A 24,304-nucleotide genomic window follows, 5' to 3' on the forward strand; every position below is an offset into this window, starting at 1 on the left:
CCTCAAAGAAGGCCCACTCATCGTCGGATATCAGGTTGCGCGCCAAGCCCATCTCCCAAGTAGAGATGAGCTTGAATCATAGGACGCCTGCCAGCGGAATCCCTTTTGTCAACACAATCTAGGCGAGTTTCCACGCATCCAGTGGATGCGAGAATTAAACGATATAAATACAGATTGCCGGATCGTGGGACAGGGAGAATGCGGAATTGGGATCCGAAATATGAAAAAACAACTTATGATATGGGTATGGAGGAATTTCTTAAGCATACTCGTGAGGCATTGAGAAACGCTATAATCAATCAGAAGGGTAAGTTCCCCGGGAGAGAGTGGAGCGGAGTTTCTCGAGGAGGTCTTCGAATGGAAGGCTACGTAAAGCAAGCAGGACCAAACACATTTGAAGTCCAAACGGGATATTTTGTATGGTGAACATAGGTAAAAGACAGCCGACTTGGGGTGAGCGTGTTGCGTTGGGAAAATATATTTCCGTCATTTTTTTATCCGATATGCCGGCGATAGCTATCGGTGCTGCTTTTTCGCGTGGTTCAGATATGACCGAGGGGATATTGAAGGCTGCTGCGGAGGGTAGAGACGGCATGGCAATCAACGACTCCGTCGTCAGCTTTCCGAATGAACTTGCGAGCGAATATGGCGGACCAGAAGAGAGGTTCGGTTACGTCGAGATGGGAAATATGGCTTTCGGCTACGATGATGGCTTGGTTAATGTTCCCTTCGCCGAAGCATTGAAAATGTTTGAGATCTTGGGAAAACATTACTTGGCCTACCGCCCCGACCGAACAAAAGAAGTTAACGAACTACTGGCTCAGGCGCGCATCACTTTTGCACGGATGCAGCGTGACCACGAAAGGTGGAAAGGTCAAAACACACCTTGATCCTGGGGCTGAATCGACCTGTGATGTTGCGCCAGTCCTACGGGCCAATTAGAAAATGCGATGTAAGTCCTCACGGCGAGGAATTGGAGAAATATAAAATTCTGGTAAGCATACAAATTTCAGCGGTGTGGCCGCAAGATTTTTTCTGCGTATATTGATAAGGCGTAATGAATTGTTCTATAAATAATATGCAATGGTTCCCGAGGAATATTGAGGCGTATTTCCCGGTGCGATCTTCTGGCGAGGATATATAAAAAGGCCTGAGTTAATTTTTGATACAAAAATGTTTTTTTATGATGATGGAATACCGAACCCGTCCAACATGGGACGAACAAGTGGCACTTGGAGACGAGCTTAGAGAAATTTTTTCTTCTAGCATGCCGATGGCGGCGTTGGGCGTGGCATTTTCAGACGGACCAAAAGCTACGGAAGGAATATTGAACTCTGCTGCGGAAGGAAAAGATGGCATGGCAATCAACGACTCTATCGTCAGCTTTCCGAACGAACTTGCGAGCGAAGATGGTGGACCGGAGGAGAGGTTCGGTTATGTGGAGATGGGAAATCTCGCGTTTGGGTTCGAAGAAGGTTTGGTTAATGTTCCCTTCGCTGAAGCATTGAAAATGTTTGAGATCTTGGGGAAACATTACTTGGCCTACCGCCCCGACCGAACAAAGGAAGTTGACGAGTTACTGGCTCAGGTGCGCATCACCTTTACACGAATGCAAAGTGACCACGAAAGATGGAAAGGTCAAAACACACCTTGACCCTGGGCCTCAAGCGGCTGGTTCTGCCGTCGAACGCTCACCGTCCGTCGTCAGAACATTTGGCGCATATCGGGTCGTAGATTAGCGGAGAGTGGGCGTCGTCTGGGGTTTGGTGTTATGCGGCGATCTTTCGGTGCTGCAAGCGCCGATGTTCGATGGTCTGTCGCTTGATCCTTTCGCGCTGTTCGATGATGGCCGGTGCTCTACCGAAGTAAGCATCGGCAGGCGTCACGTTGACCAGGCTCTCGTGGTAACGCTAATGGTTGTAGTGCTCGACGAAGGCCTCCATCTGGGCTTCGATGTCGCCGGGCAGGAAGTCGTTCTCCAACAGGATGCAGCTCTTCAGGGTCGGGTGCCCGCGCTCGATCTTGCCCTGGGTTTGGGGGTGAGCGTGAAACACAAGGCCACGGACAAGGGCATCCATTTTATCAACACAATCTGGCCGAGTTTCAGGGGAAACTCGCCCGTTAATCATAGATTAACACTCTCATTTTACACATATATTTCTTGATCGCGAAACTCGTTGCAACTTACTGGCCAAACGGGTGCCTGCAAGGAAGGATATGATATGCGTCGCTTGGTGTTGGTGGTGATGGGGTGTGTGGCCCTTGTTCTCGGGGGCTGCGCCCATACCGAAATTCAACCGATGACAAGGGACACGTTCAAGGTCGCGACCCATGCGGCCCCGGCCTGTGGTCCGGCGGGCGCGCGCAATGTCGCCTTCAAAAGCGCCGCGATCGAGGTGATCCGTCGGGGTAGCGACAAATTCGCGATTCTTGGCGATCAAAGTGACAGCGGCTTGCAGGGCAACTTCTATTCCGGCTTCCAGCAGAACTATTCGCAAGGGATGGTGGTGAAGATCATTCCCGAAAACTCGCCCGAGGCGCGGAATGCCCTGTCGGCGCGCGAGACGCTGGGCGCGGATTGGCAGGAAATCGTGGCCAAGGGGACGCCGACGACTTGTGAGTAGGGATTTCAAACCGGCGCACACCGCGCCGGTTTTCCGCTACGCTGGATGAATGCAACGGGCTTCCGATGGGCTGCCGGGGACTTGGTTGAAATTCAGATGCCGCGGATCGGACGTTCAGGCAACACGCGGGCGTTGCCTGTCAGGCTGCCGCGCAGAAGCAACTGGTCAAACGTCCAGCTCTTCCACGAAACGGGCGTTTTCCTGAATATATTCAAAGCGCAGTTCCGGTTTCTTGCCCATCAGACGCTCGACCAGATCGCCGGTTTCGCCACCTTCATCATCATCGATAGAGACCCGGATCAGCTTGCGCGTTTTCGGGTTCATCGTCGTGTCCTTCAGATCCTTTGCGTCCATCTCGCCCAGACCCTTGAAGCGTTGCACGTCGATCTTGCCTTTGCCGCCAAGACCTTTGGCCAGCATCTTTTCCTTCTCGGCATCGTCGGCCACATAAATGCGGTGCGCGCCCTGCGTCAGCCGGTAAAGCGGCGGGCAGGCGAGATAAAGATGCCCTTTGTCGATCAGCGGGCGCATCTGGGTGAAGAAGAAGGTCATCAGCAGGCTGGCGATATGCGCGCCATCGACATCCGCGTCGGTCATGATGATGACCTTGTCATAGCGCAGGTCATCGACGTTGAATCTGGAACCCATGCCGACGCCAAGCGCCTGACAAAGATCGTTGATTTCCTGATTAGCCCCCATTTTCGACGACGCCGCGCCCAGCACGTTCAGGATCTTGCCGCGCAACGGCAGAAGCGCTTGATTGGTCCGCTCTCGCGCCATCTTGGCGCTGCCGCCCGCGCTGTCGCCCTCGACGATGAAAAGCTCGGTCCCGTCGCGATTGGTGGCCGAGCAATCGACCAGCTTGCCCGGCAGGCGCAGCTTCTTGGTTGCCGATTTCCGGGCGGTTTCCTTTTCCTGACGGCGACGCAGACGCTCTTCCGCGCGCAGGATCAGGAAATCAAGGATCGCGCCTGCGGATTTCGTATCCGCCGCCAGCCAGTTGTCGAAATGGTCGCGGACCGCACCTTCGACCAGACGCGCCGCCTCGGTCGTGGCCAGCCGATCTTTGGTCTGGCCGACAAATTCCGGCTCGCGGATGAAGCAACTGACCAGCGCGCAGCCGCCGGTCAAAAGATCGTCGCGGGTGATGTTCGCGGCCTTCTTGTTGCTGACCCGTTCACCATAGGCGCGGATGCCCTTCAGGATCGCGGCCCAGAAACCGGCCTCATGCGTGCCACCTTCGGGCGTGGGCACAGTGTTACAGTAGGACTGGATGAAACCGTCGCGCGAGGGTGTCCAGTTGATCGCCCAATCGACCTTGCCGGGCGCGTTGAAACGCTTGAAATCGACGCTGCCCGCGAAGGGCCGTTCGGCATAGGTGGACGCGCCGGTCAGCGTCTCGCCCAGATAATCGGCCAGACCGCCGGGGAAATGGAACACCGCCTCTCGCGGGGTTTCGCCGTCGTCGATTTCGGATTTCCAGCGGATTTCGACGCCCGAGAACAGATAGGCCTTGGATTTGACCATCTTCAGCAGCCGCGCGGGCTTGAAACGGTGATGGCCGAAAATATCCTCATCGGCGTGGAAGGTGACGGTGGTGCCGCGCCGGTTCGGGGCGGCACCGATCTTTTCGACCGGGCCCTGCGGGATGCCGCGCGAGAAGCGCTGTTCGAACAGTTCCTTGTTGCGCGCGACCTGCACGATCATGATGTCCGACAGCGCATTGACCACCGAGGCGCCGACGCCGTGCAATCCGCCCGAGGTCTGATAGGCATCGCCCGAGAACTTGCCCCCGGCATGCAGCGTGCAGAGGATCACCTCCAGCGCCGATTTGCCCGGAAATTTCGGATGAGGATCGATGGGGATACCACGGCCATTGTCGCGGATGACCACGCTGAAATCGGCCAGCAATTCGACCTCGATCCGGCTGGCATGGCCTGCGACCGCCTCGTCCATCGAGTTGTCCAGAATTTCCGCGACCAGATGGTGCAGCGCGCGTTCATCGGTGCCGCCGATATACATGCCGGGCCGTTTGCGCACCGGCTCCAACCCCTCCAACACCTCGATCGAGGCGGCGGAATAGTTGCTGACGCTCGCATCGGCGGCGGAAAGAAGATCGTCGGCCATCGTTCTGCTCATCTTGTTTTTCTGGGCTTGCCCCGACTATCTCACGCGCGGGGGCACCACGGCAAGGGGTTGTGGTTCATTGCAAGGGACGGCGCAAGGTGTAGCGCCGCCCTGATGCCATTCAAAGGGGCAGGGGTCCCAGCCTTATTCCGGCTCTGCCAGACGCTCGACCCACATCTTGCGGAAGGCGGGGCGAGCCTGACAGCGGTCAAGCCATTCGCGCAACGCCGGAAACTGGCCCATCAGCTCGTGATCAGATTGGGCATAACGCAGCACCTCGGCCATGTTCAGATCGGCGACGGTAAAGCGGTCTCCAACCAGATATTTGTGGGTCGCCAGATGCTGTTCAAGCGCCAGCAGCGGACGGACCAGACGTTCGGCCGCGTTGGCGACGATGGCCGCATCTTCGCCGGACTGCTGCTGGCCGGGTTTGTGCAGGAACAGGATGGTCAGCGCGTCCGGCTCGACCGCGGTGGCGGCGTAAAAGCTCCATTGCTGCATCAGCGCGTCTTCGGTCGCGTCGGCGGGGCCGATGGGGCTGCCGGATTTGCGGGCCAGATGCAGCGTGCAGGCAAGGGATTCGCTCAGCACCAGATCGCCGTCTTCAAGCACCGGGATCGCACCGGCGGGGGAAAGCTCCAGAAAGGCGGGAGAGCGGGTGTTCAGCGGCGCGTCCGGGGCGTCGGGATCAGGCAGGCGGTAGGCCTGAATCACCGGGATCTGCCGGAAGGGCAGGTCGAGTTCGTGGCACAGCCAGATGATGCGCGAGGCGCGCGACCGGGTGACGCCGTGGATGGTCAGCATGCGGGGCTCCTTCTCTTGCGCGCAGGTTATGCGCTGCGGCGATGGATTTGCAATCACGTGAATTGCGCGCGGGAAGGGGGCGGTTTAACAGTCCTGGACCCAGAATGAGAGCGATATGCTGACCCAGCCGATCCGATCCCTGTTGTCCCTGCCGCTGCTGCTAGGCCTGCCGCTGATGGCCACCGCGCATCCGCATGTCTATATCGATGCCGGCTTAGGGCTGGTCTATGACGGGCAGGGGCGGCTGACCGGGGTCGAGGTCGAATGGGCTTATGACGAGCTTTATTCGCTGCTGATCGTCGAGGATCTGGGACTGGATCAGGACGGCGACGGTGTCCTGCCCGAGGATGAGCGGGCGGCGCTTCAGGGCTTCGATACCGACTGGGAGCCGGGCTTTGACGGACGGTTGTATCTGCTGGTCAACGGGCAGCGGCAAGAGCTTTTGCCGCCCGAGAATTTCGACGCCGATTATCGCGATGGCCGGGTGCTGTCCCGACATCTGCGACCGCTGGCCCAGCCTTTGGCGGGGGATGCGGCGCTGACCGTTCAGGTGCATGACCCGGAATTCTACGTCGATTTCACCATTCCCAAGGAACCGGGGATCAGCGGCAGGGATGACTGCGACACGGTTCTGGTCCATGGCGATCCCGCCGCCGCGCCCGCCGCCTATCGCGACGCGGTCAATGCCGCGCTGGCCGAGGCGGATGATCCGATGGTCAACGAAGAGGTGCTGATCGTCGATATCGGCGGCGTCGGTGGTGATGAGGTGCAGGTGCAATGCGGAGCGGCGGAATGAAGGCGGCGCGGATCTTGGCGCTGATCGGGCTTGCGGTCGGGCTGTTGCTGGTGGCGCTGTGGTATAGCGGGGCGTTGAGTGGGTTGGAACGCTGGGCCGCCGATCAGCAGCGTGAGGCGCAGACGCTGATGGCGGGCGCGTTGCGACGGCTGCGGGCCGGAGAGCCGGGGGCGACGGTGGCGTTGCTGTCGATCTGCTTCGGCTATGGCGTGGTTCATGCGATCGGGCCGGGCCATGGCAAGGTCTTGATCGGCGGTTATGGTTTCGGGACGCAGGTGCCGCTGGCGCGGCTGGCGGGCTTGTCGATTGCGGCGTCTTTGGCGCAATCGCTGGTGGCGGTGGTTCTGGTCGCGAGCGGGATCAGCCTGCTGAACCTGTCGAGAGAGCGGCTGACCGCGCTGTCAGAGGATCACATGGCCGATCTCAGCGCGATCCTGATTGGCTGCGTCGGGCTGTGGCTGATCTGGCGTGGTATCCGGCAGGTGCTGGTGGCCGCCCGGCCTACGCCTGCGCATCATCACCATGATGATCACCACCACCACCATCACCACCACGACGAGACCTGCGGTTGCGGTCATTCTCATGGGCCGAGCGTCGAAGAGGTCGCGCGGACCCGCAGCCTGCGTGATGCGGTTCTGCTGATCGCGGGGATCGCGATCCGGCCCTGCACGGGGGCGTTGTTCCTGCTGATCCTGACATGGCGCATGGGCATTTTCGGGCAGGGCGTCGCCGGAGCCTTCGCAATGGGCCTTGGCACGGCGGTTGTTTCACTTGCCGTTGCCGGGTTGTCGGTCTGGGCACGGCGCGGTGGCATGGCGATGCTGCCGCAAGAGGGCCGGTTTGCCGAGATGGCCAGATGGCTGCCGGGGGTGATGCAGCTTGCGGCGGGTAGTGTCGTGGCCTTGGTCGCAATCGCCCTGCTGCGATAAAGCGGAAACGAAAAAGGCGGGCCGAAGCCCGCCTTTTCGATTGCGACAGATGCCTGTCTATCAGGGACCGACGACCTGGCATTCGCGCGACTGGGCGCGGAACCGTTCACAGGTCAGTTGCGCGTCGGATTTGGTCAGGTTCACGAAGCTGGCCTCGAACCCCCGATTGGTATCCGCGATCCTGCGGCTGGCGCCGTCCAGCGTGGCACCATCGCTCAGCGCGGTTTGCACCAACAGATGCTCGGCCCCCGCACGCGAGGTGAACATGCCCAGCGTCACCCCCCAGCTACGACCGCTATTGGACGGGCGGGACACGATCTCGACCGCTTCCGGGTTGGCAAGATCGCCTTCGCCCATCGCGGCAAGGATCACGCCTTCCGAACGCGGCTTTGGAGCGGGCGAGGCCATCAGCGACATCGATGTGCCACCACCGCTGCTGGGCACAGCCTCGGCAACAGCGCGGGCGATGTCGTCGGGATCGGTGCCGGAATTGCCGGTCGCCGGGGCGCTTGCCACCAGCGAGGCATTACCGCGAGAGCGTGGTGCAGGCACCGGGCGCAGCGAGGCGGCCAGAACCGCCTCTTTCGCAAGGCTTGCAGAGGGGGCGGCCTCTTCGGCGCTGGCAACGGCTGTCGCCACCGCATTCTCGACCGCAGCGGGCGAGGCGCCTGGACGCAGCAAGGGACGAGCGCTGGCCGCAAGGGCAAGACCGCCGACTGCCGCAGCGGCAGGTGCCGCCGCAACCGGGGTCGCTGCGGCGCGTTCGACCGCTTCGCTCAGCGCGTCGCGGTTGACCCGCACCGGCGGCAGCGAGGTTTGCAGGACCAGTCGTTGCGCAACCGGCTGCGTCGCCGCCGGTGTCGGCTCGACCTGCGCGCGGCGCACGACGGTCTGGGCCAGAAGGCGCGGGCTTTCAGGGCGGACTTCGCGAACGCGGTCGGGCACGCGGCTGAAGCTGGAATCCAGCAGTTGCGCCATGGTCTGGTTACGCTGCGCGGTCGAGGTGCCGCCGAACACCGTGGCGATCAGCCGTTTGTTCCCGCGTTGTGCCGAGGCGGTCAGGTTGAAACCCGCAGCCCGCGTATAGCCGGTCTTGATCCCGTCGGCGCCCGGATAGTCGTCCAGAAAACGCTTGTTCGTGGACGAGACCTGCGCAATCCCCGCATCGGCCGAGCGGCGCGAGAAGATGTTGTAATATTGCGGGAAGTCGTAGAACAGCCGACGCCCCAGAATGCTCATGTCATGGGCGGTCGAATAATGTCCCTCGGTCGTCAGGCCATGGGCATTGCGGAAATTGGTGTTCTGCATGCCAAGCGCGCGCGCCATCTGGGTCATCTGCTGGGCGAATGCTTCTTCCGAGCCCGCCAGACCTTCGCCGATCGTAGTGGCGGCGTCATTGGCGGATTTGATCGCGGCGGCGCGGATCAGGTAGCGCAGCTCGATCCGCTGCCCGGCGCGAAGGCCAAGTTTCGACGGCGGTTCTGCGGCGGCGTTGGATGAGACAAGGAACTGCGAATCCAGCCGGACCTGTCCCCGTTCGATGGCGGTGAAGGCCAGGTAAAGTGTCATCATCTTGGTCAGGGACGCGGGGTGAAGCCGCGTATCTGCGTTCTGGCGATAGATCGGCTGGCCGGTTCGCGCATCCATGACATAGGCGGCGAAAGGGGCAGCCGACAGGCTGGCCGGTACAATCGCCGCCAGCAGGATGAAAGCCCACAGCCGGGCTGTCTGGGAAAATCTGGTCACTGTCGCGGTCTCTCTGCCTCAAGCAGGCGTGTCATTTGTTGCACACCCGTCATTAATAAAGCGACAATAGCACGCAAACTTTCGTCATGAAACCTCGCATTTGAGTTATTTTGCGCAGGATGCAACAACCCGCGCGGGGGTTTTATCGGCCTCGAAATGGATTATATTGTTGCGCATCCCCGGCCTGCTGCGCGTATTGCAAGCAAGGGTCGATGGTGAAACACCTGACATGAAAGCGCCTTGCCGCGCATACGGATCGTGATGACGCATTGGATGACTGACAGCGACAAGCCCGATGACCAGGTCGAACTGGAGGTGAAGCCGCGCGCCAAATCTCAGCGTCCGCCGCTTTACAAGGTATTGATGCTGAACGACGACTTCACGCCGATGGAGTTTGTCGTGCATGTTCTTGAACGGCTGTTCAGCATGACCCACGCTCAGGCGATCGAAATCATGTTGACGGTTCACCGCAAGGGAATCGCAGTGGTCGGCGTCTTCTCGCATGAGATCGCCGAGACCAAGGTGGCGCAGGTCATGGAACTTGCCCGCCGCCAGCAGCATCCGCTGCAATGCACCATGGAAAAAGAGTAGGCACCGATGACATCGCGATTGTCGCTGGCCCTTCCGGATGGACCACCCGGAGGCAAGGTTCTGGTTATCGGCGCGCGTGGCGATGCCGATCTGACGGCGCTCGATCCGGCGCAGACTACCATCCTGCAGGGACATTTCCCCGATCACCGGGCGCTGTCGGGACGCGGTTTCAGCGTCTCGCCCAAGGTTGAGGGCGGTTTTGACATGGCGCTCGTCTGCCTTCCGCGTGCGAAGGCACTGGCGCGGGCCGAGATTGCCGAGGCGGCATCGCGACTGCCTGCGGGCGCGTCGCTATGGATCGACGGGCAAAAGACCGACGGCGTGGATTCGGTGCTGAAGGATATTCGTGCGCTGGCCCCGGTGGATGAGGTTCACAGCAAGGCGCATGGCAAGATTTTCAAGGTCGTGATCCCCGACGCTGACTGGTTGCCCGCCGACTGGGCGGCTGCGGTGCAAGAGATTGCGCCCGGCTTCGTGACCCGGCCGGGGGTGTTTTCGGCCGACGGCATCGATCCCGGTTCGGCGATGCTGGCGCGGCTGCTGCCGGAACGGCTGCCGACGCGGTTGGTCGATCTGGGGGCAGGTTGGGGCTGGCTGTCGGCGCAGGCGCTGCAGCATCCGGGCGTCGAAGTGATCCATCTGGTCGAGGCCGATCACGCCGCGCTGGAATCCGCGCGCGATAATATCCACGATCCGCGCGCGCAGTTCCACTGGGCCGATGCCCGCGATTTCACCCTGTCCGATCCGGTGAATGGGGTCATCATGAACCCTCCATTCCATGACGGGCGCACCGCCGATCCCCGGCTGGGCGGTGACTTCATCGCCGCTGCCGCGCGTCTTCTGACCGGGGCGGGGCGGCTGTGGATGGTCGCGAACCGGCATCTGCCATACGAGACGATGCTGGCCAGCCATTTCGCGCAGGTGCAGGAACTTGGCGGCGATAGCCGTTTCAAGGTGTTCGAGGCCAGCGGGGCAGGGCGGGGAACCGCCCGGATTGCCCGGAAAGCGAACGGGAAAGGGCGCCGATGAGCCTGTCGATTCAGGGCAAGACGGCAATCGTGACCGGCGCCGGGCGCGGCATTGGCCTTGCCATTGGCCAGTATTTCGTCGAACGCGGCGCGAATGTCGTCTTTGCCGACAAGGACGAGGCGGCGCTGGATCAGGCGCTGGAGGAATATGGCAGCGACAATCGGCAGGTCCGCCGTTTTGCCGGGGATCTGGTGGAAAAGCTGGCTCTGGCGAATCTGCTATCGACCACGATTGATGCCTTCGACCGGGTGGATATTCTGGTCAACGCGCACCGCCAGATGAAGCGCGGCGATGCGCTGGATACCGATACCGATCTGGTCGATCAGATGCTGCGGCAGAATCTGCTGTCGGCCCATCGGCTGTCGCAACTGGTGGCGAAAAGGATGATCCGGCAGTCGGAAGAGGCGACCGAAACCGGCGAGGCCGGGGCGATTGTCAACCTGACCACCATGGCGGCGGATCGTCCGACGCCCTCGATGCTGGCTTTTTCCATTGCCAGCGCCGCGCAGGAACAGGCGACACGAGGGCTGGCACTGGTGCTGGCGCCGCATCGTATCCGGGTGAACGGGATCAGATTCGGCAGCGTCATGTCGCATGATCTGCAGGCGGCGTTGAAGGAAAAGCCCGATCAGCGCGATTTGTTCATTCAGGGGACGCCGCTTGGTCGCATCGCGTCACCCGACGAACTGGTCGAGACGGTGCAGTATCTGGTCAGCGATGCCGCGCGTTTCGTGACCGGGCAGATCCTGACCGTCGATGGCGGCAGGTCGCTGATCGATCCGGTCGCGGCGCAGCTTTTCTGACCGCTATCAGCCGCAGAGGATCTGACGCAGCTTCAGATCCTGATCGAGATAAAGCAGATTGCCCCGCAGCCCGTCCTGACCCTCGCCCGCCAGCAAAGGTCCGATCTGGTCGCGGAGCCGGTCCCAACCGTGCCGCGTGGTTCGCCAACTGGCGATTTGGCAAAAGGTCTGGTCGGCGGCATCGGCCACCACCATCCGCCCATTCTGCTCGATCAGCGTGACCACATGGCCGTGGCGGCGGGCGGTGCTGGCGCGGAAATCCAGCGGCGCGTCAAGCTGGGTCCAGTCGGTCTGATCGCCGAAAAGATCGACCTCGCTCTGCCAGTCGCTGCCGAAGGCGAAACGCAGCGTCCAACTGCCCGGCGGCACCAGCAGGCGAAAGAACTCACCGCCCCGGATATAGGCCGCCATCACCGCGCGGTCGGTCTCGGGATCGGTGACGTAAAGGACGTAATCCTTGCCGGGAAAGGTCTTCACTTGCAGCGGCAGGGTCGAGGGAAGGCCGCTTTGATTCCACAAAAGACCCGCGCGCGGACGATCCTCCGCAAAGGCGGCGGGTGCAAGCAGGGCAAGGCCAAGCATGAGGACCGACAGGAACTGGCGCATGCGGTGATGATACCTCGAACGCGGGCGGCGTGCCATATGGCCCAATGGGCCGAACAAACGCGCCGCCGTTTCGCCGGTGGTTGCCAATCCTTTTCGCCCGGCTAATGATGCGGCCATGAAAATAGCCAGCTTCAATATCAACGGCGTCAAGGCGCGCATCGAGGCGCTGACCGACTGGTTGAACGCGACCGATACCGATGTCGTCGTCCTTCAGGAAATCAAATCCGTGGACGAGGGTTTCCCGCGCGAGCATTTCGAGGATCTCGGCTGGCGGGTCGAGACCCATGGCCAGAAGGGCTTCAACGGCGTCGCCATCCTGTCGAAACTGCCGCTGGAAGATATCAGCCGCGGTTTGCCGGGCGACGATGCCGACGAACAGGCCCGCTATATCGAGGCGACGGTGATCGGCGAAACCGCCATCCGGCTGGCGGGGCTGTATCTGCCGAACGGGAATCCCGCGCCGGGGCCGAAATATGATTACAAGCTGGCATGGATGGAACGCCTTGCCGCCCGCGCCGCCGAACTGCGCGCGACCGAGATGCCGGTGGTGATCCTTGGCGATTTCAACGTGATACCAGAGCCGCGCGATGCCGCCAATCCGCAGAACTGGGTCACGGATGCGCTGTTTCTACCGGAAAGCCGTGCGTCCCTGCGGCGGATCGCCTTCGACGGCTGGACCGATGCAATCCGCATTCGCGACCCGTGGGCCACGCGCGGCCCGTTCACCTTCTGGGATTATCAGGCCGGAGCGTGGAACAAGGACGACGGCATCCGCATCGATCACCTGCTTCTGTCGCCGCAGGCCGCCGATCTGCTGGTCGATGCCGGCGTGGACAAGGAAACGCGGGCTGGCGAAAAGCCCAGCGATCACGTTCCGGTCTGGGTCCGGCTGGCTGGCTGAGGCCTTATTTCGTCCGCCGGTCGATCCACGGGTCGGACAGCATCGTCTCGATCAGGTCCAGCGCGTTGCCGACATTCTGATGCAGATCCGCATGGGATCGCTGATGCGGATTCGCCAGAAGCTCGCGCAGCTCTGACAGGGTGTTCATCAGCGTGGCGTTCTTGAACATGAGAATGCCGATCTCTTTCGACCGCGCCTCGCTGACCGCTTTGCAGCGCGAGGGACGGTCAGATTTCTCGGCTCCGGTTTTTTGAGTCTCGGTCATATTCGCAATCCGGCAATTCAGGCGGAAAGGGGTAGTCCAATCACAAAACCAGCACGCCCGAGTGCTTGGCCTTGTGTTCGGGTTCGACATGGATGGTGATTTCCGCCTCGGGCAGCTTGGCTTTCAGTGCCGCCTCGATCCGGTCGCAGATTTCATGGGCGCGGGCGACCGTGGTTTCGCCCTCGACGACAAGGTGGAAGTCGATGAAGGTGGCGCGTCCGGCATGGCGGGTGCGCAGATCATGCGCCTCGATCGCGCCGGTCGCCCGGTCCGAGATGATGCGCCGGATCGTCTCAAGGATATCGTCGGGGACCGCCTCGTCCATCAGCCCGCTCAGCGACGAGGCCATGACCTTCCAGCCTGACCACAGGATGTTCAGCGCGACGATTCCGGCCAGCAGCGGATCAAGGAACCACCAGCCGGTCCAGACGGCCAACGCCACGCCAAGCACCACCCCTGCCGAAGTGACCACATCGGCCAGCAGGTGATGGCCGTCGGCGACAAGGGCAGGGGATTTCAGCGTCCTGCCGCGCGTGATCAGCACCCGGCACCACAGCGCGTTCAGCACCCCGGCCAGAATGTTGATCATCAGGCCCGGCAAGGGTGCATCCAACTCGCGGGGCGCCTGGAATCCGTGCCATGCCTCGCGCAGGATCAGCAAAGCGGCGACGATGATCATCACCCCTTCAAGAACGGCGCTGAAGAATTCGGCCTTGTGGTGACCATAGGGGTGATGGTGATCCGCCGGACGCGCGGCGATGCGGATCGCCACCAATGCGGCGATGGCGGTCGCCACGTTGACGGTGCTTTCAAGCGCGTCGGACAGCAGAGCGACGGAACCCGTCAGCCACCAGGCAAGCGTTTTCAGCATCAGCACGATCAATCCGACCGCAATACTGCCTGCGGCGATCCTGATCGTAGTGGTCATGGCGGGGTTGGACATGGCCGGTCTTTCGAAACATCCGCAAGATGCGACGGTGTGTTTTGGCGGTTTGTCAGAAGTTTGTAACGATCTCAATGCCGGGTCGGCCCATCATGGCCCGTCTGCGTCAAAAATCGCCATTGTTGCGTCAGGGTAACGCGCCGCGCCGCCGCTGGACGCCGGAAAGCCGCTGCCTTATGAGCGAACTTATGCAAACCGTCGCGATCTATTTTCTTGCAGCCATTGCCGAAATCGTCGGCTGTTTTGCCTTCTGGGCCTGGTATCGGCTGGAGAAATCGGCGCTTTGGCTAGCGCCGGGGATGCTGTCGCTGGCGCTTTTCGCATGGCTGCTGGCGCTGAGCCCGGCTGAACATGCCGGGCGTGCCTATGCGGTCTATGGCGGCGTCTATATCGCCGCCACGCTGATCTGGCTAAGGGTGGTCGAGGGGCAGCGGCCCGACCATTGGGATCTGATCGGCGGCACCGTCTGCCTGATCGGCGCGGCGATCATCCTCTGGGGGCCGCGCGCGGCCTGATCCAGACTGTGGCCGCAGTCAGTCCTCGTTCGCGTCGTCGTCACCGAACCGGGCATCGTCGTCATAAACGTCTTCGCCCTCGTTCACGTATTTCGCGCTCAGCGAGATCGAGTGATTGTCATGGGTCGGGTCCATGATCACGTCCGAAGGGATCTCACCGGCCAGCCATTCCCGAAGCTCCTCGCGGATTTCGGATGTCTCTTGCCCGGTCGCATCGGCCAGATAGGCGATGAATGCGCGCTGATCGCCATCGACCTCGTCCAGCTCGGATTCATCGGCCTCGGGCCATTTCTCGAGGATCGCTTCGTAGAATGCCGTCCAGTTTTCCTGAACGTGATGCCACTTCATCAGTACGAGCTCCCTCCCAATCCGGTCTGCGCCCATGTGGCCATCCCGGTAATGTCTTCACCGACGCCAGCGACGGTATTGCACCCCGCCAGCAACGCACAGGCCAAGACGGCCCCTATGACTGCTCTCATTTTTCTGCCTCCTGCCACCAAAGCTCGGGCAAGAAGCCCGGCCAATCTCCGTAAAGCGGCGTTGTCGCTTCAGGATAATGCAGGTTTGCGGAATGAGCCAGACGTGACGTTGGCGAGAAACTGACCGGGATGACATAGCGGCCACTGATCAGAATGCGGTCAAGCGCCTGCGCGGCAGCGATAAAATCTTCGCGAGATTCAGAACCGACAATATCGCGGATCATCGCATCGACCGCCGGGCTTTTGATCCCCATCAGGTTGCGGCTGCCCGGCTGATCGGCCGAGGCGACGCTCCAATACAACATCTGCTCGTTCCCCGGCGACAGCGACAGCGCCCGTTCAAACCAAGTCATGTCGAATTCGAAATTGTTGGTGCGCTGAATGAACTGGGCCGCGTCCAGCAGGGTGATCCGCGGCTCCATCCCCAGCTTGCGCAGCGATTCCACATAGATGTCGGCGAATTGCTGCGTCTCGGACGCGGTCCGCATGGCGCTGCCCGACTGATTGAGCAGGATCTCGAAGCGGAAGGGCCGACCGTCGGCATTCCGCAGGACGCCATTTTCGACCCGCCAGCCAGCCTCTTCCAGCAATGTCACCGCGCGCAGCAGCCCGGCTCGGTCCAGCGGGCGGTTGTCGCCCTCGGGCAGGGTATAGCCCTCGATCGCACCGGGCGGCAAATCGGCGGCATAGGGTTGAAGCAGGTCCAGCACGCGACCCTCTGCCGGGCCGGGGGTCATGGCCAGATCGGAATTGGAGAAATAGGAACTGATGCGCGGCTCTGCCCCGGCGTTCAGCGCGGCATTGATGAACTGGAAATTGAACGCCTCGATCATCGCCTGCCGCACGCGCCAGTCGGCAAACAGCGGATTGCGGGTGTTCATCGCCAGCCCCATCATCCCGGAAGGCCGACGGTTCGGGATCTCGGCCTTGAGCGCCTTGCCCTGCGTAATCAGCGGGAAATTGAACTCAAGCTCCCATTTGCGCGGCGACAATTCGCGCCAGATGTCGATGACGCCCGCCTTGAACGCCTCGAACATGGCATTGGCATCGCCGAAATAATCATAGCGGATCACGTCGAAATTGTTCCGCCCGCGATTGATCGGCAGATCGTTACCCCAATAATCGGGATTGCGGCGAAAGGTGATCGAGCGACCTGGATCGACGCGATCAATCACGTAGGGGCCAGACCCGATTGGCGGTTCCAGACCCGATTGGGCGAAATCCTTGCCCTCCCACTGGGCCATTTTCAGGATCGGGCGAATGCCCATCAGCATGACCATTTCCCGGTCAGGCTCGGTAAAGGTAAAGCGGACGCTGCGCGGCCCGGTCTTTTCCATCGAAGCGACCTTGGACCAGCTTGCCAGATAGCGGGGATGGCCCTCGGTTCCCATCGTTTCATAGGACCACATCACATCCTCGACAGTGACCGGACTGCCATCCGAGAAGCGCGCTTCGGGGCGAAGGGTAAATTCGACCCAGCTTCGCGACTCGTCCGTCTCGACCGTTTCGGCAAGCAGGCCGTAAAGCGTGAAAGGTTCATCCAGCGAACGATACATCAGCGTCTCGGGCACATGTACGCCGACCGCCCAGACCGCATTTCCCCTCAGAATCCATGGTTTCAGGGAATCGAAACTGCCCGGTTCCGCCATGCGAATCGTTCCGCCTTTCGGGGCGTCAGGATTGGCATATGGCAGCCTCTCAAACCCATCTTCGAGAGCAGGTTTTCCATACATTGCAATGCCATGGACCGGCTCGGCAAGGCTTGTCAGCGGCATTGCTGCAACACCCGCGACAAGCGCCGTCAAGGCGAAAAAACCTCGCCTGATCGCGCATTTGTTAGGGATTCTGAAGATTCGCATTGCCCGCTGCCTTGTCGTTCTTGTTTTCGGCACGATTTCAACAATCTCGGCCCGCGGGCGTCAATGGCAGGCCAAACTTCGGTGTTGGACTCGGGCAGGGAGTCGCGTATAAATGTGTCACTGCTCGATAGGTTTCTTGCCTGTATGAAACCTGCCTCATGACTTGCGCCCGCCTTGTGCGGGCGCTTTTTTTTGGCCCGATGCTGGCGTAAATCGGTGAGGGCTGATTGTGCAATTGGCCCGTCTGCGGCCACACCGCGCCGCCGTGATCACATTCAGGCACGCCTTTGTGACACCGCAATTCGGGGGCGTTTCGGGCTTCACACCGCGACTGCGAGGATTAGGGTGATGCCCGAACGCGAGTATTGGAGGATTCCATGTTCCAGAAATTTCTGACCGGCAAGACGGCAATCGTCACGGGTTCCAATTCGGGAATCGGTCTTGGCGTGGCCCATCAGTTGGCCAAGGCGGGCGCCGATCTGGTGCTGAACAGTTTCACCGACCGGGACGAGGATCACGCCCTCGCCGAAGAACTGGCGAAACAGCATGGCGTCAAGGTGCGCTATATCAAGGCCGACATGTCCAAGGGCGAGGAATGCCGGGCGCTGGTCGAGAAGGCCGGGGCCTGCGATATTCTGGTGAACAATGCGGGCATTCAGCATGTCGCGCCGATTCAGGATTTCCCGACCGAGAAATGGGACGCGATCATTGCGATCAACCTTACCTCCAGCTTCCACACCACCGCAGCCGCGTTGCCGATGATGCGCAAGGCCGGTTGGGGCCGGATCGTCAATATCGCCTCTGCCCATGGCCTGACCGCCAGCCCGTTCAAATCCGCCTATGTCGCGGCCAAGCACGGTGTCGTCGGTCTGACCAAGGTGACCGCGCTGGAGACGGCACAGGAAAAGATCACCTGCAACGCCATCTGTCCGGGCTATGTGCTGACGCCGCTGGTCGAGGCGCAGATCCCCGACACGATGAAGGAATACAATATGAGCCGCGACGACGTGATCAAGAACGTCATGCTTCAGCGGCAACCTTCGAAGGAATTCGCCACGGTCGAGGAGTTGGGCGACACGACCGTGTTTCTGTGCAGCGACGCGGCGGCGCAGATTACCGGCACGACGATCAGCGTCGATGGCGGCTGGACCGCTTTGTAAGACAAAAAAGAGCGCCGGAAGGCGCTCTTTCTTCATCCGATCCTAGGGGCGGTTGTCAGGCCCGCCGCCATTGCGACACGCAGGGAATTTTATCCCGGTCGCAGCGGTCGGCATATTTCTTTGCGATCTCCTGCACCTCGGCCAGCAGCCCATCTTCCAGCCGGATCGGGTCCAGCCCAAGGCCCAGAAAACGGTCATTGGCGACGTGCAGGTCGTTCTCGTCAGCCTCGTTGCGGGGGTTTTTCAGATAGGCGATCTCGACCCCGGTCTTGTCAGCGATCATCTGCGCCAGATCGCGGACCCGGTGCGTTTCGGTCATCTGGTTCAGGATCGACACCCGCTCGCCGGGCGCGGGGGCATTGGTCAAGGCCAGCTCGATACAGCGGCAGGTGTCCTGAATATGGATGAAGGCGCGGGTCTGGCCGCCGGTGCCGTGGACGGTCAGCGGATAGCCGATAGCGGCCTGCATCAGGAAACGGTTCAGCACGGTGCCGTAATCGCCGTCATAATCGAAGCGGTTGATCAGGCGGTCGTCCAGCCGGGTTTCCTCGGTCTGGGTGCCCCAGACGATGCCCTGATGCAGATCGGTGATCCTGACGCCGTCATTCTTGTTGTAGAAATAGAAGAACAACTGATCCTGGGTCTTGGTCATGTGATAGATGCTGCCCGGATTGGCGGGATAAAGGATCTCCTGCCGTTCGGTGCCGTTTTCCGTCTCGACGATGATGTCCAGATAGCCCTCGGGGATCTTCATCCCCGCCGTGCCGTAGCCATAAACGCCCATGGTTCCCAGATGGACCAGATGGATGTCCTGCCCGCTTTCCACGATGGCGGCCAGCACGTCATTGGTGGCGTTCAGGTTGTTGCTGACGGTGTAGCGCTTGTGCCAGCTTGATTTCATCGAATAGGGCGCGGCGCGCTGTTCGGCGAAATGGATCACCGCATCGGGCTTTTCCTGCTGAAACAGGGTCAGCAGGCGGTGATAATTCTCACCCACGGTAAAGTTCTCGACCCGGATCTGGTGGTTGGTGACTTCGTGCCATGCTTTCACGCGCTCGCCCAAGGGGCGAATCGGGGTCAGCGAGGTCACCTCCAGCTCGACATCGATTTTCCGGCGCGACAGGTTGTCCACGACGATGACATCATGGCCGCGGGCCGACAGGTGCAGGGCCGTTGGCCAGCCGCAAAATCCGTCTCCGCCTAGAACGATGATCTTCATGCGATTACCCTCATTGCGACTTTAGAGGGTTGTAGTCCGCGCTTCCGGGGGACGCCAGATCCGCCATCAAGGCGTCACGGTCCTGTCGCAAATGCCCGCCGACAGGGGGGCGGAACCTCAGCCTTGGACGGCCAGATTACGCTCCATATTGGACAGATGCACGTCGATCGCGTCTTCAACGTCGTGGTAATAGGACAGCGTGCCGCCTTCCAGCACCGCGCCGGCCTGACAGGTCTGCCGCAGCATCGTCATCGAATGCGACACCACGATGGCCCCGGCATTCGACATGCGGTCGTTGAAGACCCGGTTCGACTTTTCCCGGAAAGAGGCATCGCCGACCGCAGAGACTTCATCCACAAGATAGGTGTCAAAGGGCACTGCCATCGAGACACCAAAGGCCAGCCGCGCCCGCATCCCCGAGGAATAGGTGCGGAAGGGCAGGTAGAAATGGTCACCCAATTCAGCAAAATCCTGAACGAAATCGCGCATCTCGTCTGTATCGACGCCGTAAACCCGGGCCACGAAGCGGCAATTCTGCTCGCCCGTCAGGTCGCGGTTGAACGAGCCCGCAAAGCCCACCGGCCAGCTGATGGTGCCGGTGGACAGGATCTGCCCGGAAGTCGGCAACATCGCGCCCGAGATCATCCGCAACAGCGAGGATTTCCCCGCGCCGTTCCGACCCAACAGAGCCACTGACACGCCTGTCGGAAAGACCGCGTTCAGGTTGCGGGCGACGATTTTCGTGCGCCCGTTCAACTTGTAGCTTTTGTAAAGTTTGACCAGCCGGATCATCGCCGGTCGCGAAGGCTGTAGAAGACCATGACGCCGATGATCCACAGGATCAGCAGAAAGCCTGCGATCATGAACATCAACTGCGACTTCTGCGGGAATTCCGGCTCTTGCGCCAAGGTCGGCTGCACATAGGCGGCCAGATAGCGCGACTGCCGCGCGGCTTCGGCGCGGGCGCTGTCATAGGTGGCCAAAGCCGCCGTATAGCTTTGCTCGGCAAATTCCCGATCGACCGACAGCCCCTCATACTGACCGACGACTTCGGACAAAGCCTCGCCCGTCGCGGTTTCCGAGCCGAACTTCTGCCGCTCGGCGGCGATCTGTTCGCGGATCACATTGATGCGAAGCTGGGTCTGCGAGATACGCGGATCTTCGGGCTGGGCATTGGCCTGCAGCAGGCCAAGCGCCACCAACTGCTCGGCCAACTGCGCCTGCAACGTGCTGACCACACCGACCTGACCTTGCACATCCGCCGTCGGATCGACCAACTGGTGGCGGTTGCGGAACGCGGTAACGGCGGTGCGCGCTTCCTTCAGCCGATCGACCGCCCGGTCCAGTTCCTGACGGGCATAGCGCAGCGCATCTTCGCGGGCGATGTCGTTCAACTGATTGATCAGAATGGTGCTTTCGTCATAGATCGCCTGCGTGATCGCCTGCGAATCCTTCGGATCAAAGGCCAACACGCGCAGATCGATCATGCCGTTATCGTAGTAGATCTTTACCTTGCCGGACCATTCCGACAACAGATCCTCAAGCGACTGGTTGCCGGAATAGTTGAAGACCGGATCGCCCGGAGCCTTCGACCAGATCTCGCGCAGGTTCAGTTTCCGGTCCACGCGTTCGACCAGATCATGGCTCTGGATGAACTTGTAGAGAATATCGGTATCGGTCGCACCGCTGCTGGTGCCGCCGACCATCGAGGTGATGCCGCCCAGCAATTCAGCCGAACTCTGGCCGGATTCCGAGCGGACCGAGAAACCAAGATGCGAGGCATATTGATCGGCGGCGCGGGCATAGAGATACCATGCGCTGACCAGAACCGGCAGCAGCACCACGAGAACAAAGCCCAGCACCACACCAAAATGACGACGCAGGAAGCGGGCGGGGCGAGCAGTGGGACGGACCGGACGGGCAGGGGCGGGCGTCGGACGCTGTGCGGCCTTCAATGCCTGAGCGCGCCGGTTCGCCTGCCGCCGCCGCTGTTCGATGGTCAAAGCGGGGCTGTCGCCCTTGCCGCGGGGACGACCTCTTGCCGCGCCGCCAGCGGGTGCGGCAGCAGGTGGCGTCTCTTCGGCGGGTTCTTTTGCGGCAGGTGCGGGCTGAGCCTTGGGCTCTGCCGCTGCCGCTGCCGCCCCGGCGGCGGGCGCAGGTGCGGCTTCAGCCTGCTGCGGCCGGGCTGCGGCCGTCAGGGGCGAGTTGAAATTCGGGCGGCGCGACTCGGTTTCGTTGCTGCCATCGCCTTTATCGCCAGCACCTGTTGCGGGCTTTCCCGGCGAATCTTTGATATCGGACATGCGCGCGGACTCGTGCCTGCTGTTAATTCTCTGCGCGCTGTCATACATAAAGCCGGAACGTAGTTCCAGCATCGATGCCAAACGGGATCGTGAACAGCCCAATCTTGCAGGCCCAGCCTATGACCAACGTCCCCCTTCCGACCCGCCGCGTCACCGCTCCCAACGACGGCAAGCTGCGCCCTGTACACAAACATCGCAGTTACGCCACGCTGCGCGCCATCGGTGCGCTGATCCTGCGCGAAGTGACGACGATGAAAAGCGGCACCTCGGGCGGTTATCTCTGGTCGATTGCTGAGCCGGTGGGCGGGGTGCTGATCCTGACGCTGATCTTTTCGCTGGGCTTTCGGACGCCGCCGATGGGCACGAACTTTGCCATCTTCTATGCGACCGGCGTGGTGCCTTTCACCATGTACATGGCCATGTCGGGCCGGATCGCCAATGCGATCACCTCGACCAAATCGCTGTTGGCCTATCCGGCGGTGACCTTTGTCGATGCGCTGATCGCGCGCGCCTTTGTGATATCGATCACGCAGATCCTGATCGCGGCACTTGTCTTTACCGGCATTGTTCTGGGCATGGAGACCCGCACTGATCCGCAGATCGAGGGGATCGTGCTGTCGATCACGATGGGCCTGATGCTTGGGCTTGGTGTGGGGGTGATGAACTGCTTCCTGTTTTCGGCCTTCCCGATCTGGGAACAGCTATGGTCGATTATCACCAAGCCGCTGTTTCTGGTGTCCTGCATCTTCTTCATCTTCGACGAGGTGCCAGAGCCGATCCAGAAATACCTGTGGTTCAACCCGCTGGTCCATGTCGTCGGCGAGATGCGCAAGTCCTTCTACCACTCCTATGTGGGAGAATATGTCAGCCCGACTTATGTTTTCGGTGTCAGTCTGGCACTGATCGCCTTGGGCCTTGGTCTGCTGATCCGCTATCACCGCGACCTGCAGAACAGCTAAGTCGAACGCCAGCATCGGGGGAGGCCCTCTGCTTGCCTTGCCCATGAAAAAAGACCGGAACGGCGGCAGCCATTCCGGTCTTCGAGTTTGCGGACCCGGTGGTGGAGAAGTAGGCCGGGTCCGCCTGGCGCGTTTTAGTCCGCGCTTTTCTCGCCCAGCCGCAGGCCAGCAGGGGCCGGGGTCAGGTCTTCAAAGGGTTCGGCATCGCCCGGCTCTTGCCCGCCAAGGACGGCGTGCAGACGCTCGGTGTCGAGCTTGCCTTCCCAACGGCTGACCACCACGGTCGCCACGGCATTGCCGATGAAGTTGGTCAGCGAGCGGCATTCCGACATGAAGCGGTCCACGCCAAGGATGATCGCGATCCCGGCAACCGGCACGGTCGGCACGACCGACAGCGTTGCGGCCAGCGTGATGAAACCGGCACCCGTCACACCCGCAGCGCCTTTCGACGACAGCATCGCCACCAGCAGCAGCAGGATCTGATCGCTCAGCGACAGGTCGATATTCGTCGCCTGAGCGATGAACAGCGCAGCCAGCGTCATGTAGATATTGGTGCCGTCAAGGTTGAAGCTGTAGCCGGTCGGCACGACCAGACCCACGACGGGACGGGCGCAGCCAGCCTTTTCCATCTTCTCCATCAGCGACGGCAGCGCCGATTCCGAGGACGAGGTGCCCAGAACCAGCAGCAGTTCGGCCTTCAGATAGGCCATCAGCCGGAAGATCGAGAAGCCGTTCATCATGCAGACGGTGCCGAGGATGACGATCACGAACAGCGCCGAGGTCAGATAGAAGGTGCCGACCAGAGCCGCGAGATTGATGATCGAGGCGATGCCGTATTTGCCGATGGTGAAGGCAAAGGCACCGAACGCGCCGATCGGTGCGGCTTTCATCAGGATATCGACGACGCGGAAGACGGCATGGCTTGCGGCTTCCAGAATGGCGACGACCGGCTTGCCCTTTTCACCCACCAGGATCAGCGCCACCCCGAAGATGATCGAGATGAACAGAACCTGCAGGATATTCCCGTCCACGAAGGCCGAGGTGAAGGTGGTCGGGATCACGTCCAGCACGAAGCCCACCAGCGAGCTGTCATGCGCCTTGCTGGCGTAACCGGCGACGCTGTTTGCATCCAGCGAAGCGGGGTCGATGTTCATGCCCGAACCGGGCTGAATCACATTCGCGACGATCAGGCCGACAATCAGTGCCAGCGTCGAGAAAAAGAAGAAATAGGCGAATGCCTTCCCGGCGACCGAGCCCACGCCTTTCAGCGAGCCCATTCCGGCAAGGCCGGTCACGATGGTCAGGAAGATCACCGGCGAGATGATCATTTTCACCAGCTTGATGAAGCCGTCGCCCAGCGGTTTCATCGACTCGCCGATATGTGGCCAGAAATGGCCCAGCAATGCACCGGCGACGATTGCCACGAGAACATGGAAATACAGGTGACGATAGAATGGCTTCGGCTGATGCGGGACATGCGCGGCGGATGTATCGATCTGCATAGGGGCCTCCTCAAACCTGCGGATCACATTTGTGAGGGCATCTTACGAATCGAGATTTGTCAGACGACATTTGACTGAAAAAACAGCAATTGTTTGTTTTCGTGACATTTTCGTGAAAGATGATACGTCAATATGTTTCGTTTT

24 protein-coding genes and 1 pseudogene are annotated in these 24,304 nt (G+C 60.9%); 12 read left to right on the plus strand and 13 right to left on the minus strand.

Annotated elements, in window-relative coordinates:
* The first annotated feature begins 419 nt into the window (after positions 1 to 419).
* Positions 420 to 890 (plus strand): hypothetical protein, encoded by a 471-nt coding sequence (locus JJJ17_RS14610; RefSeq protein WP_200687719.1) that lies wholly within the window; start codon positions 420 to 422, stop codon positions 888 to 890.
* Positions 891 to 1,183: 293 nt separating this feature from the next.
* Positions 1,184 to 1,654 (plus strand): hypothetical protein, encoded by a 471-nt coding sequence (locus JJJ17_RS14615; RefSeq protein WP_200687721.1) that lies wholly within the window; start codon positions 1,184 to 1,186, stop codon positions 1,652 to 1,654.
* Between the two features lie 115 nt (positions 1,655 to 1,769).
* On the opposite strand, the pseudogene JJJ17_RS14620 reads toward JJJ17_RS14615, so the two are convergent.
* Positions 1,770 to 2,042: pseudogene (locus JJJ17_RS14620) on the minus strand (integrase core domain-containing protein); the annotation flags it as partial.
* A gap of 258 nt (positions 2,043 to 2,300) precedes the next feature.
* Here JJJ17_RS14620 and JJJ17_RS14625 point away from each other — a divergent pair.
* Complete coding sequence (locus JJJ17_RS14625) at positions 2,301 to 2,624, plus strand: hypothetical protein (RefSeq protein WP_200687722.1); 324 nt, start codon at positions 2,301 to 2,303, stop codon at positions 2,622 to 2,624.
* Between the two features lie 165 nt (positions 2,625 to 2,789).
* Here JJJ17_RS14625 and parE read toward each other — a convergent pair whose 3' ends face one another.
* The gene (parE, locus tag JJJ17_RS14630) at positions 2,790 to 4,751 is read right to left on the minus strand and encodes a DNA topoisomerase IV subunit B (RefSeq protein WP_200687723.1); all 1,962 of its coding nucleotides are present in this window, start codon (positions 4,749 to 4,751) and stop codon (positions 2,790 to 2,792) included.
* A 144-nt stretch (positions 4,752 to 4,895) separates the two neighbouring features.
* Positions 4,896 to 5,555 carry a glutathione S-transferase family protein gene (locus JJJ17_RS14635; RefSeq protein ID WP_200687724.1) on the minus strand — a complete coding sequence of 220 codons (660 nt, stop codon included), beginning with the start codon at positions 5,553 to 5,555 and terminating at the stop codon, positions 4,896 to 4,898.
* 115 nt (positions 5,556 to 5,670) lie between these two features.
* Here JJJ17_RS14635 and JJJ17_RS14640 point away from each other — a divergent pair, with 115 nt between their 5' ends.
* The gene (locus JJJ17_RS14640) at positions 5,671 to 6,351 is read left to right on the plus strand and encodes a DUF1007 family protein (RefSeq protein ID WP_200687725.1); all 681 of its coding nucleotides are present in this window, start codon (positions 5,671 to 5,673) and stop codon (positions 6,349 to 6,351) included.
* On the plus strand, positions 6,348 to 7,280 hold the full coding sequence (locus JJJ17_RS14645; RefSeq protein ID WP_200687726.1) for a nickel/cobalt transporter: 933 nt from the start codon (positions 6,348 to 6,350) through the stop codon (positions 7,278 to 7,280). The genes JJJ17_RS14640 and JJJ17_RS14645 overlap by 4 nt, the downstream gene beginning before the upstream one ends.
* Positions 7,281 to 7,340: 60 nt before the next feature.
* On the opposite strand, the gene JJJ17_RS14650 is transcribed toward JJJ17_RS14645, so the two are convergent.
* Positions 7,341 to 9,026 (minus strand): D-alanyl-D-alanine carboxypeptidase family protein, encoded by a 1,686-nt coding sequence (locus JJJ17_RS14650; protein ID WP_200687727.1) that lies wholly within the window; start codon positions 9,024 to 9,026, stop codon positions 7,341 to 7,343.
* Positions 9,027 to 9,299: 273 nt separating this feature from the next.
* Between JJJ17_RS14650 and clpS the strand changes: the two genes are divergently transcribed.
* The 3 genes from clpS to JJJ17_RS14665 are packed head-to-tail and all read left to right on the plus strand — an operon-like array spanning position 9,300 to position 11,449.
* Positions 9,300 to 9,617: an ATP-dependent Clp protease adapter ClpS gene (gene clpS / locus JJJ17_RS14655; RefSeq protein ID WP_234464132.1), complete on the plus strand. Its 318-nt coding sequence runs from the start codon at positions 9,300 to 9,302 to the stop codon at positions 9,615 to 9,617.
* 6 nt (positions 9,618 to 9,623) lie between these two features.
* A complete protein-coding gene (locus tag JJJ17_RS14660) occupies positions 9,624 to 10,646 on the plus strand; it encodes a class I SAM-dependent methyltransferase (RefSeq protein ID WP_200687731.1) in 1,023 nt (340 codons plus the stop codon).
* Positions 10,643 to 11,449 (plus strand): SDR family NAD(P)-dependent oxidoreductase, encoded by an 807-nt coding sequence (locus tag JJJ17_RS14665; protein WP_200687733.1) that lies wholly within the window; start codon positions 10,643 to 10,645, stop codon positions 11,447 to 11,449. Before JJJ17_RS14660 ends, JJJ17_RS14665 begins: the two co-directional genes overlap by 4 nt.
* Positions 11,450 to 11,455: 6 nt before the next feature.
* Here the strand turns inward: JJJ17_RS14665 and JJJ17_RS14670 are convergent, their stop codons facing one another.
* The gene (locus JJJ17_RS14670; protein ID WP_200687735.1) at positions 11,456 to 12,055 is read right to left on the minus strand and encodes a hypothetical protein; all 600 of its coding nucleotides are present in this window, start codon (positions 12,053 to 12,055) and stop codon (positions 11,456 to 11,458) included.
* A 115-nt stretch (positions 12,056 to 12,170) separates the two neighbouring features.
* Here JJJ17_RS14670 and xth point away from each other — a divergent pair, with 115 nt between their 5' ends.
* Positions 12,171 to 12,956, plus strand: a complete 786-nt coding sequence (gene xth / locus JJJ17_RS14675) for an exodeoxyribonuclease III (protein ID WP_200687737.1) — start codon at positions 12,171 to 12,173, stop codon at positions 12,954 to 12,956.
* A 4-nt stretch (positions 12,957 to 12,960) separates the two neighbouring features.
* Here the strand turns inward: xth and JJJ17_RS14680 are convergent, their stop codons facing one another.
* Positions 12,961 to 13,221, minus strand: coding sequence for a hypothetical protein (locus tag JJJ17_RS14680; protein ID WP_200687739.1), 261 nt, complete (start codon positions 13,219 to 13,221; stop codon positions 12,961 to 12,963).
* Positions 13,222 to 13,261: 40 nt separating this feature from the next.
* The gene (locus tag JJJ17_RS14685) at positions 13,262 to 14,149 is read right to left on the minus strand and encodes a cation diffusion facilitator family transporter (RefSeq protein ID WP_325168826.1); all 888 of its coding nucleotides are present in this window, start codon (positions 14,147 to 14,149) and stop codon (positions 13,262 to 13,264) included.
* A 191-nt stretch (positions 14,150 to 14,340) separates the two neighbouring features.
* Between JJJ17_RS14685 and JJJ17_RS14690 the strand changes: the two genes are divergently transcribed.
* Entirely contained in the window at positions 14,341 to 14,679 is a 339-nt protein-coding gene (locus tag JJJ17_RS14690) for a YnfA family protein (protein WP_234464133.1), read from the plus strand.
* A gap of 18 nt (positions 14,680 to 14,697) precedes the next feature.
* On the opposite strand, the gene JJJ17_RS14695 is transcribed toward JJJ17_RS14690, so the two are convergent.
* Together JJJ17_RS14695 and JJJ17_RS14700 are read right to left on the minus strand one after the other, a co-directional pair.
* Positions 14,698 to 15,027: a hypothetical protein gene (locus JJJ17_RS14695; protein ID WP_200687743.1), complete on the minus strand. Its 330-nt coding sequence runs from the start codon at positions 15,025 to 15,027 to the stop codon at positions 14,698 to 14,700.
* A gap of 127 nt (positions 15,028 to 15,154) precedes the next feature.
* On the minus strand, positions 15,155 to 17,017 hold the full coding sequence (locus tag JJJ17_RS14700) for an extracellular solute-binding protein (RefSeq protein ID WP_200687745.1): 1,863 nt from the start codon (positions 17,015 to 17,017) through the stop codon (positions 15,155 to 15,157).
* Positions 17,018 to 17,394: 377 nt separating this feature from the next.
* Between JJJ17_RS14700 and JJJ17_RS14705 the strand changes: the two genes are divergently transcribed.
* Complete coding sequence (locus JJJ17_RS14705; protein ID WP_200687747.1) at positions 17,395 to 18,177, plus strand: 3-hydroxybutyrate dehydrogenase; 783 nt, start codon at positions 17,395 to 17,397, stop codon at positions 18,175 to 18,177.
* A gap of 55 nt (positions 18,178 to 18,232) precedes the next feature.
* Here the strand turns inward: JJJ17_RS14705 and JJJ17_RS14710 are convergent, their stop codons facing one another.
* The 3 genes from JJJ17_RS14710 to JJJ17_RS14720 all read right to left on the minus strand — a co-directional run bounded on the left by JJJ17_RS14710 (position 18,233) and on the right by JJJ17_RS14720 (position 21,699).
* Positions 18,233 to 19,396, minus strand: a complete 1,164-nt coding sequence (locus JJJ17_RS14710) for an NAD-dependent epimerase/dehydratase family protein (RefSeq protein WP_200687749.1) — start codon at positions 19,394 to 19,396, stop codon at positions 18,233 to 18,235.
* Between the two features lie 117 nt (positions 19,397 to 19,513).
* Positions 19,514 to 20,188 carry an ABC transporter ATP-binding protein gene (locus tag JJJ17_RS14715; RefSeq protein ID WP_200687751.1) on the minus strand — a complete coding sequence of 225 codons (675 nt, stop codon included), beginning with the start codon at positions 20,186 to 20,188 and terminating at the stop codon, positions 19,514 to 19,516.
* Positions 20,185 to 21,699 carry a hypothetical protein gene (locus tag JJJ17_RS14720; protein ID WP_234464134.1) on the minus strand — a complete coding sequence of 505 codons (1,515 nt, stop codon included), beginning with the start codon at positions 21,697 to 21,699 and terminating at the stop codon, positions 20,185 to 20,187. Before JJJ17_RS14720 ends, JJJ17_RS14715 begins: the two co-directional genes overlap by 4 nt.
* Before the next feature lie 119 nt (positions 21,700 to 21,818).
* Between JJJ17_RS14720 and JJJ17_RS14725 the strand changes: the two genes are divergently transcribed.
* Positions 21,819 to 22,658, plus strand: coding sequence for an ABC transporter permease (locus JJJ17_RS14725; protein ID WP_200687753.1), 840 nt, complete (start codon positions 21,819 to 21,821; stop codon positions 22,656 to 22,658).
* A gap of 134 nt (positions 22,659 to 22,792) precedes the next feature.
* Here JJJ17_RS14725 and JJJ17_RS14730 read toward each other — a convergent pair whose 3' ends face one another.
* Positions 22,793 to 24,160: a dicarboxylate/amino acid:cation symporter gene (locus tag JJJ17_RS14730; RefSeq protein ID WP_200687755.1), complete on the minus strand. Its 1,368-nt coding sequence runs from the start codon at positions 24,158 to 24,160 to the stop codon at positions 22,793 to 22,795.
* Positions 24,161 to 24,304 lie beyond the last annotated feature (144 nt).

The organism is Paracoccus caeni (assembly GCF_016629665.1).
Lineage (GTDB): Bacteria > Pseudomonadota > Alphaproteobacteria > Rhodobacterales > Rhodobacteraceae > Paracoccus > Paracoccus caeni.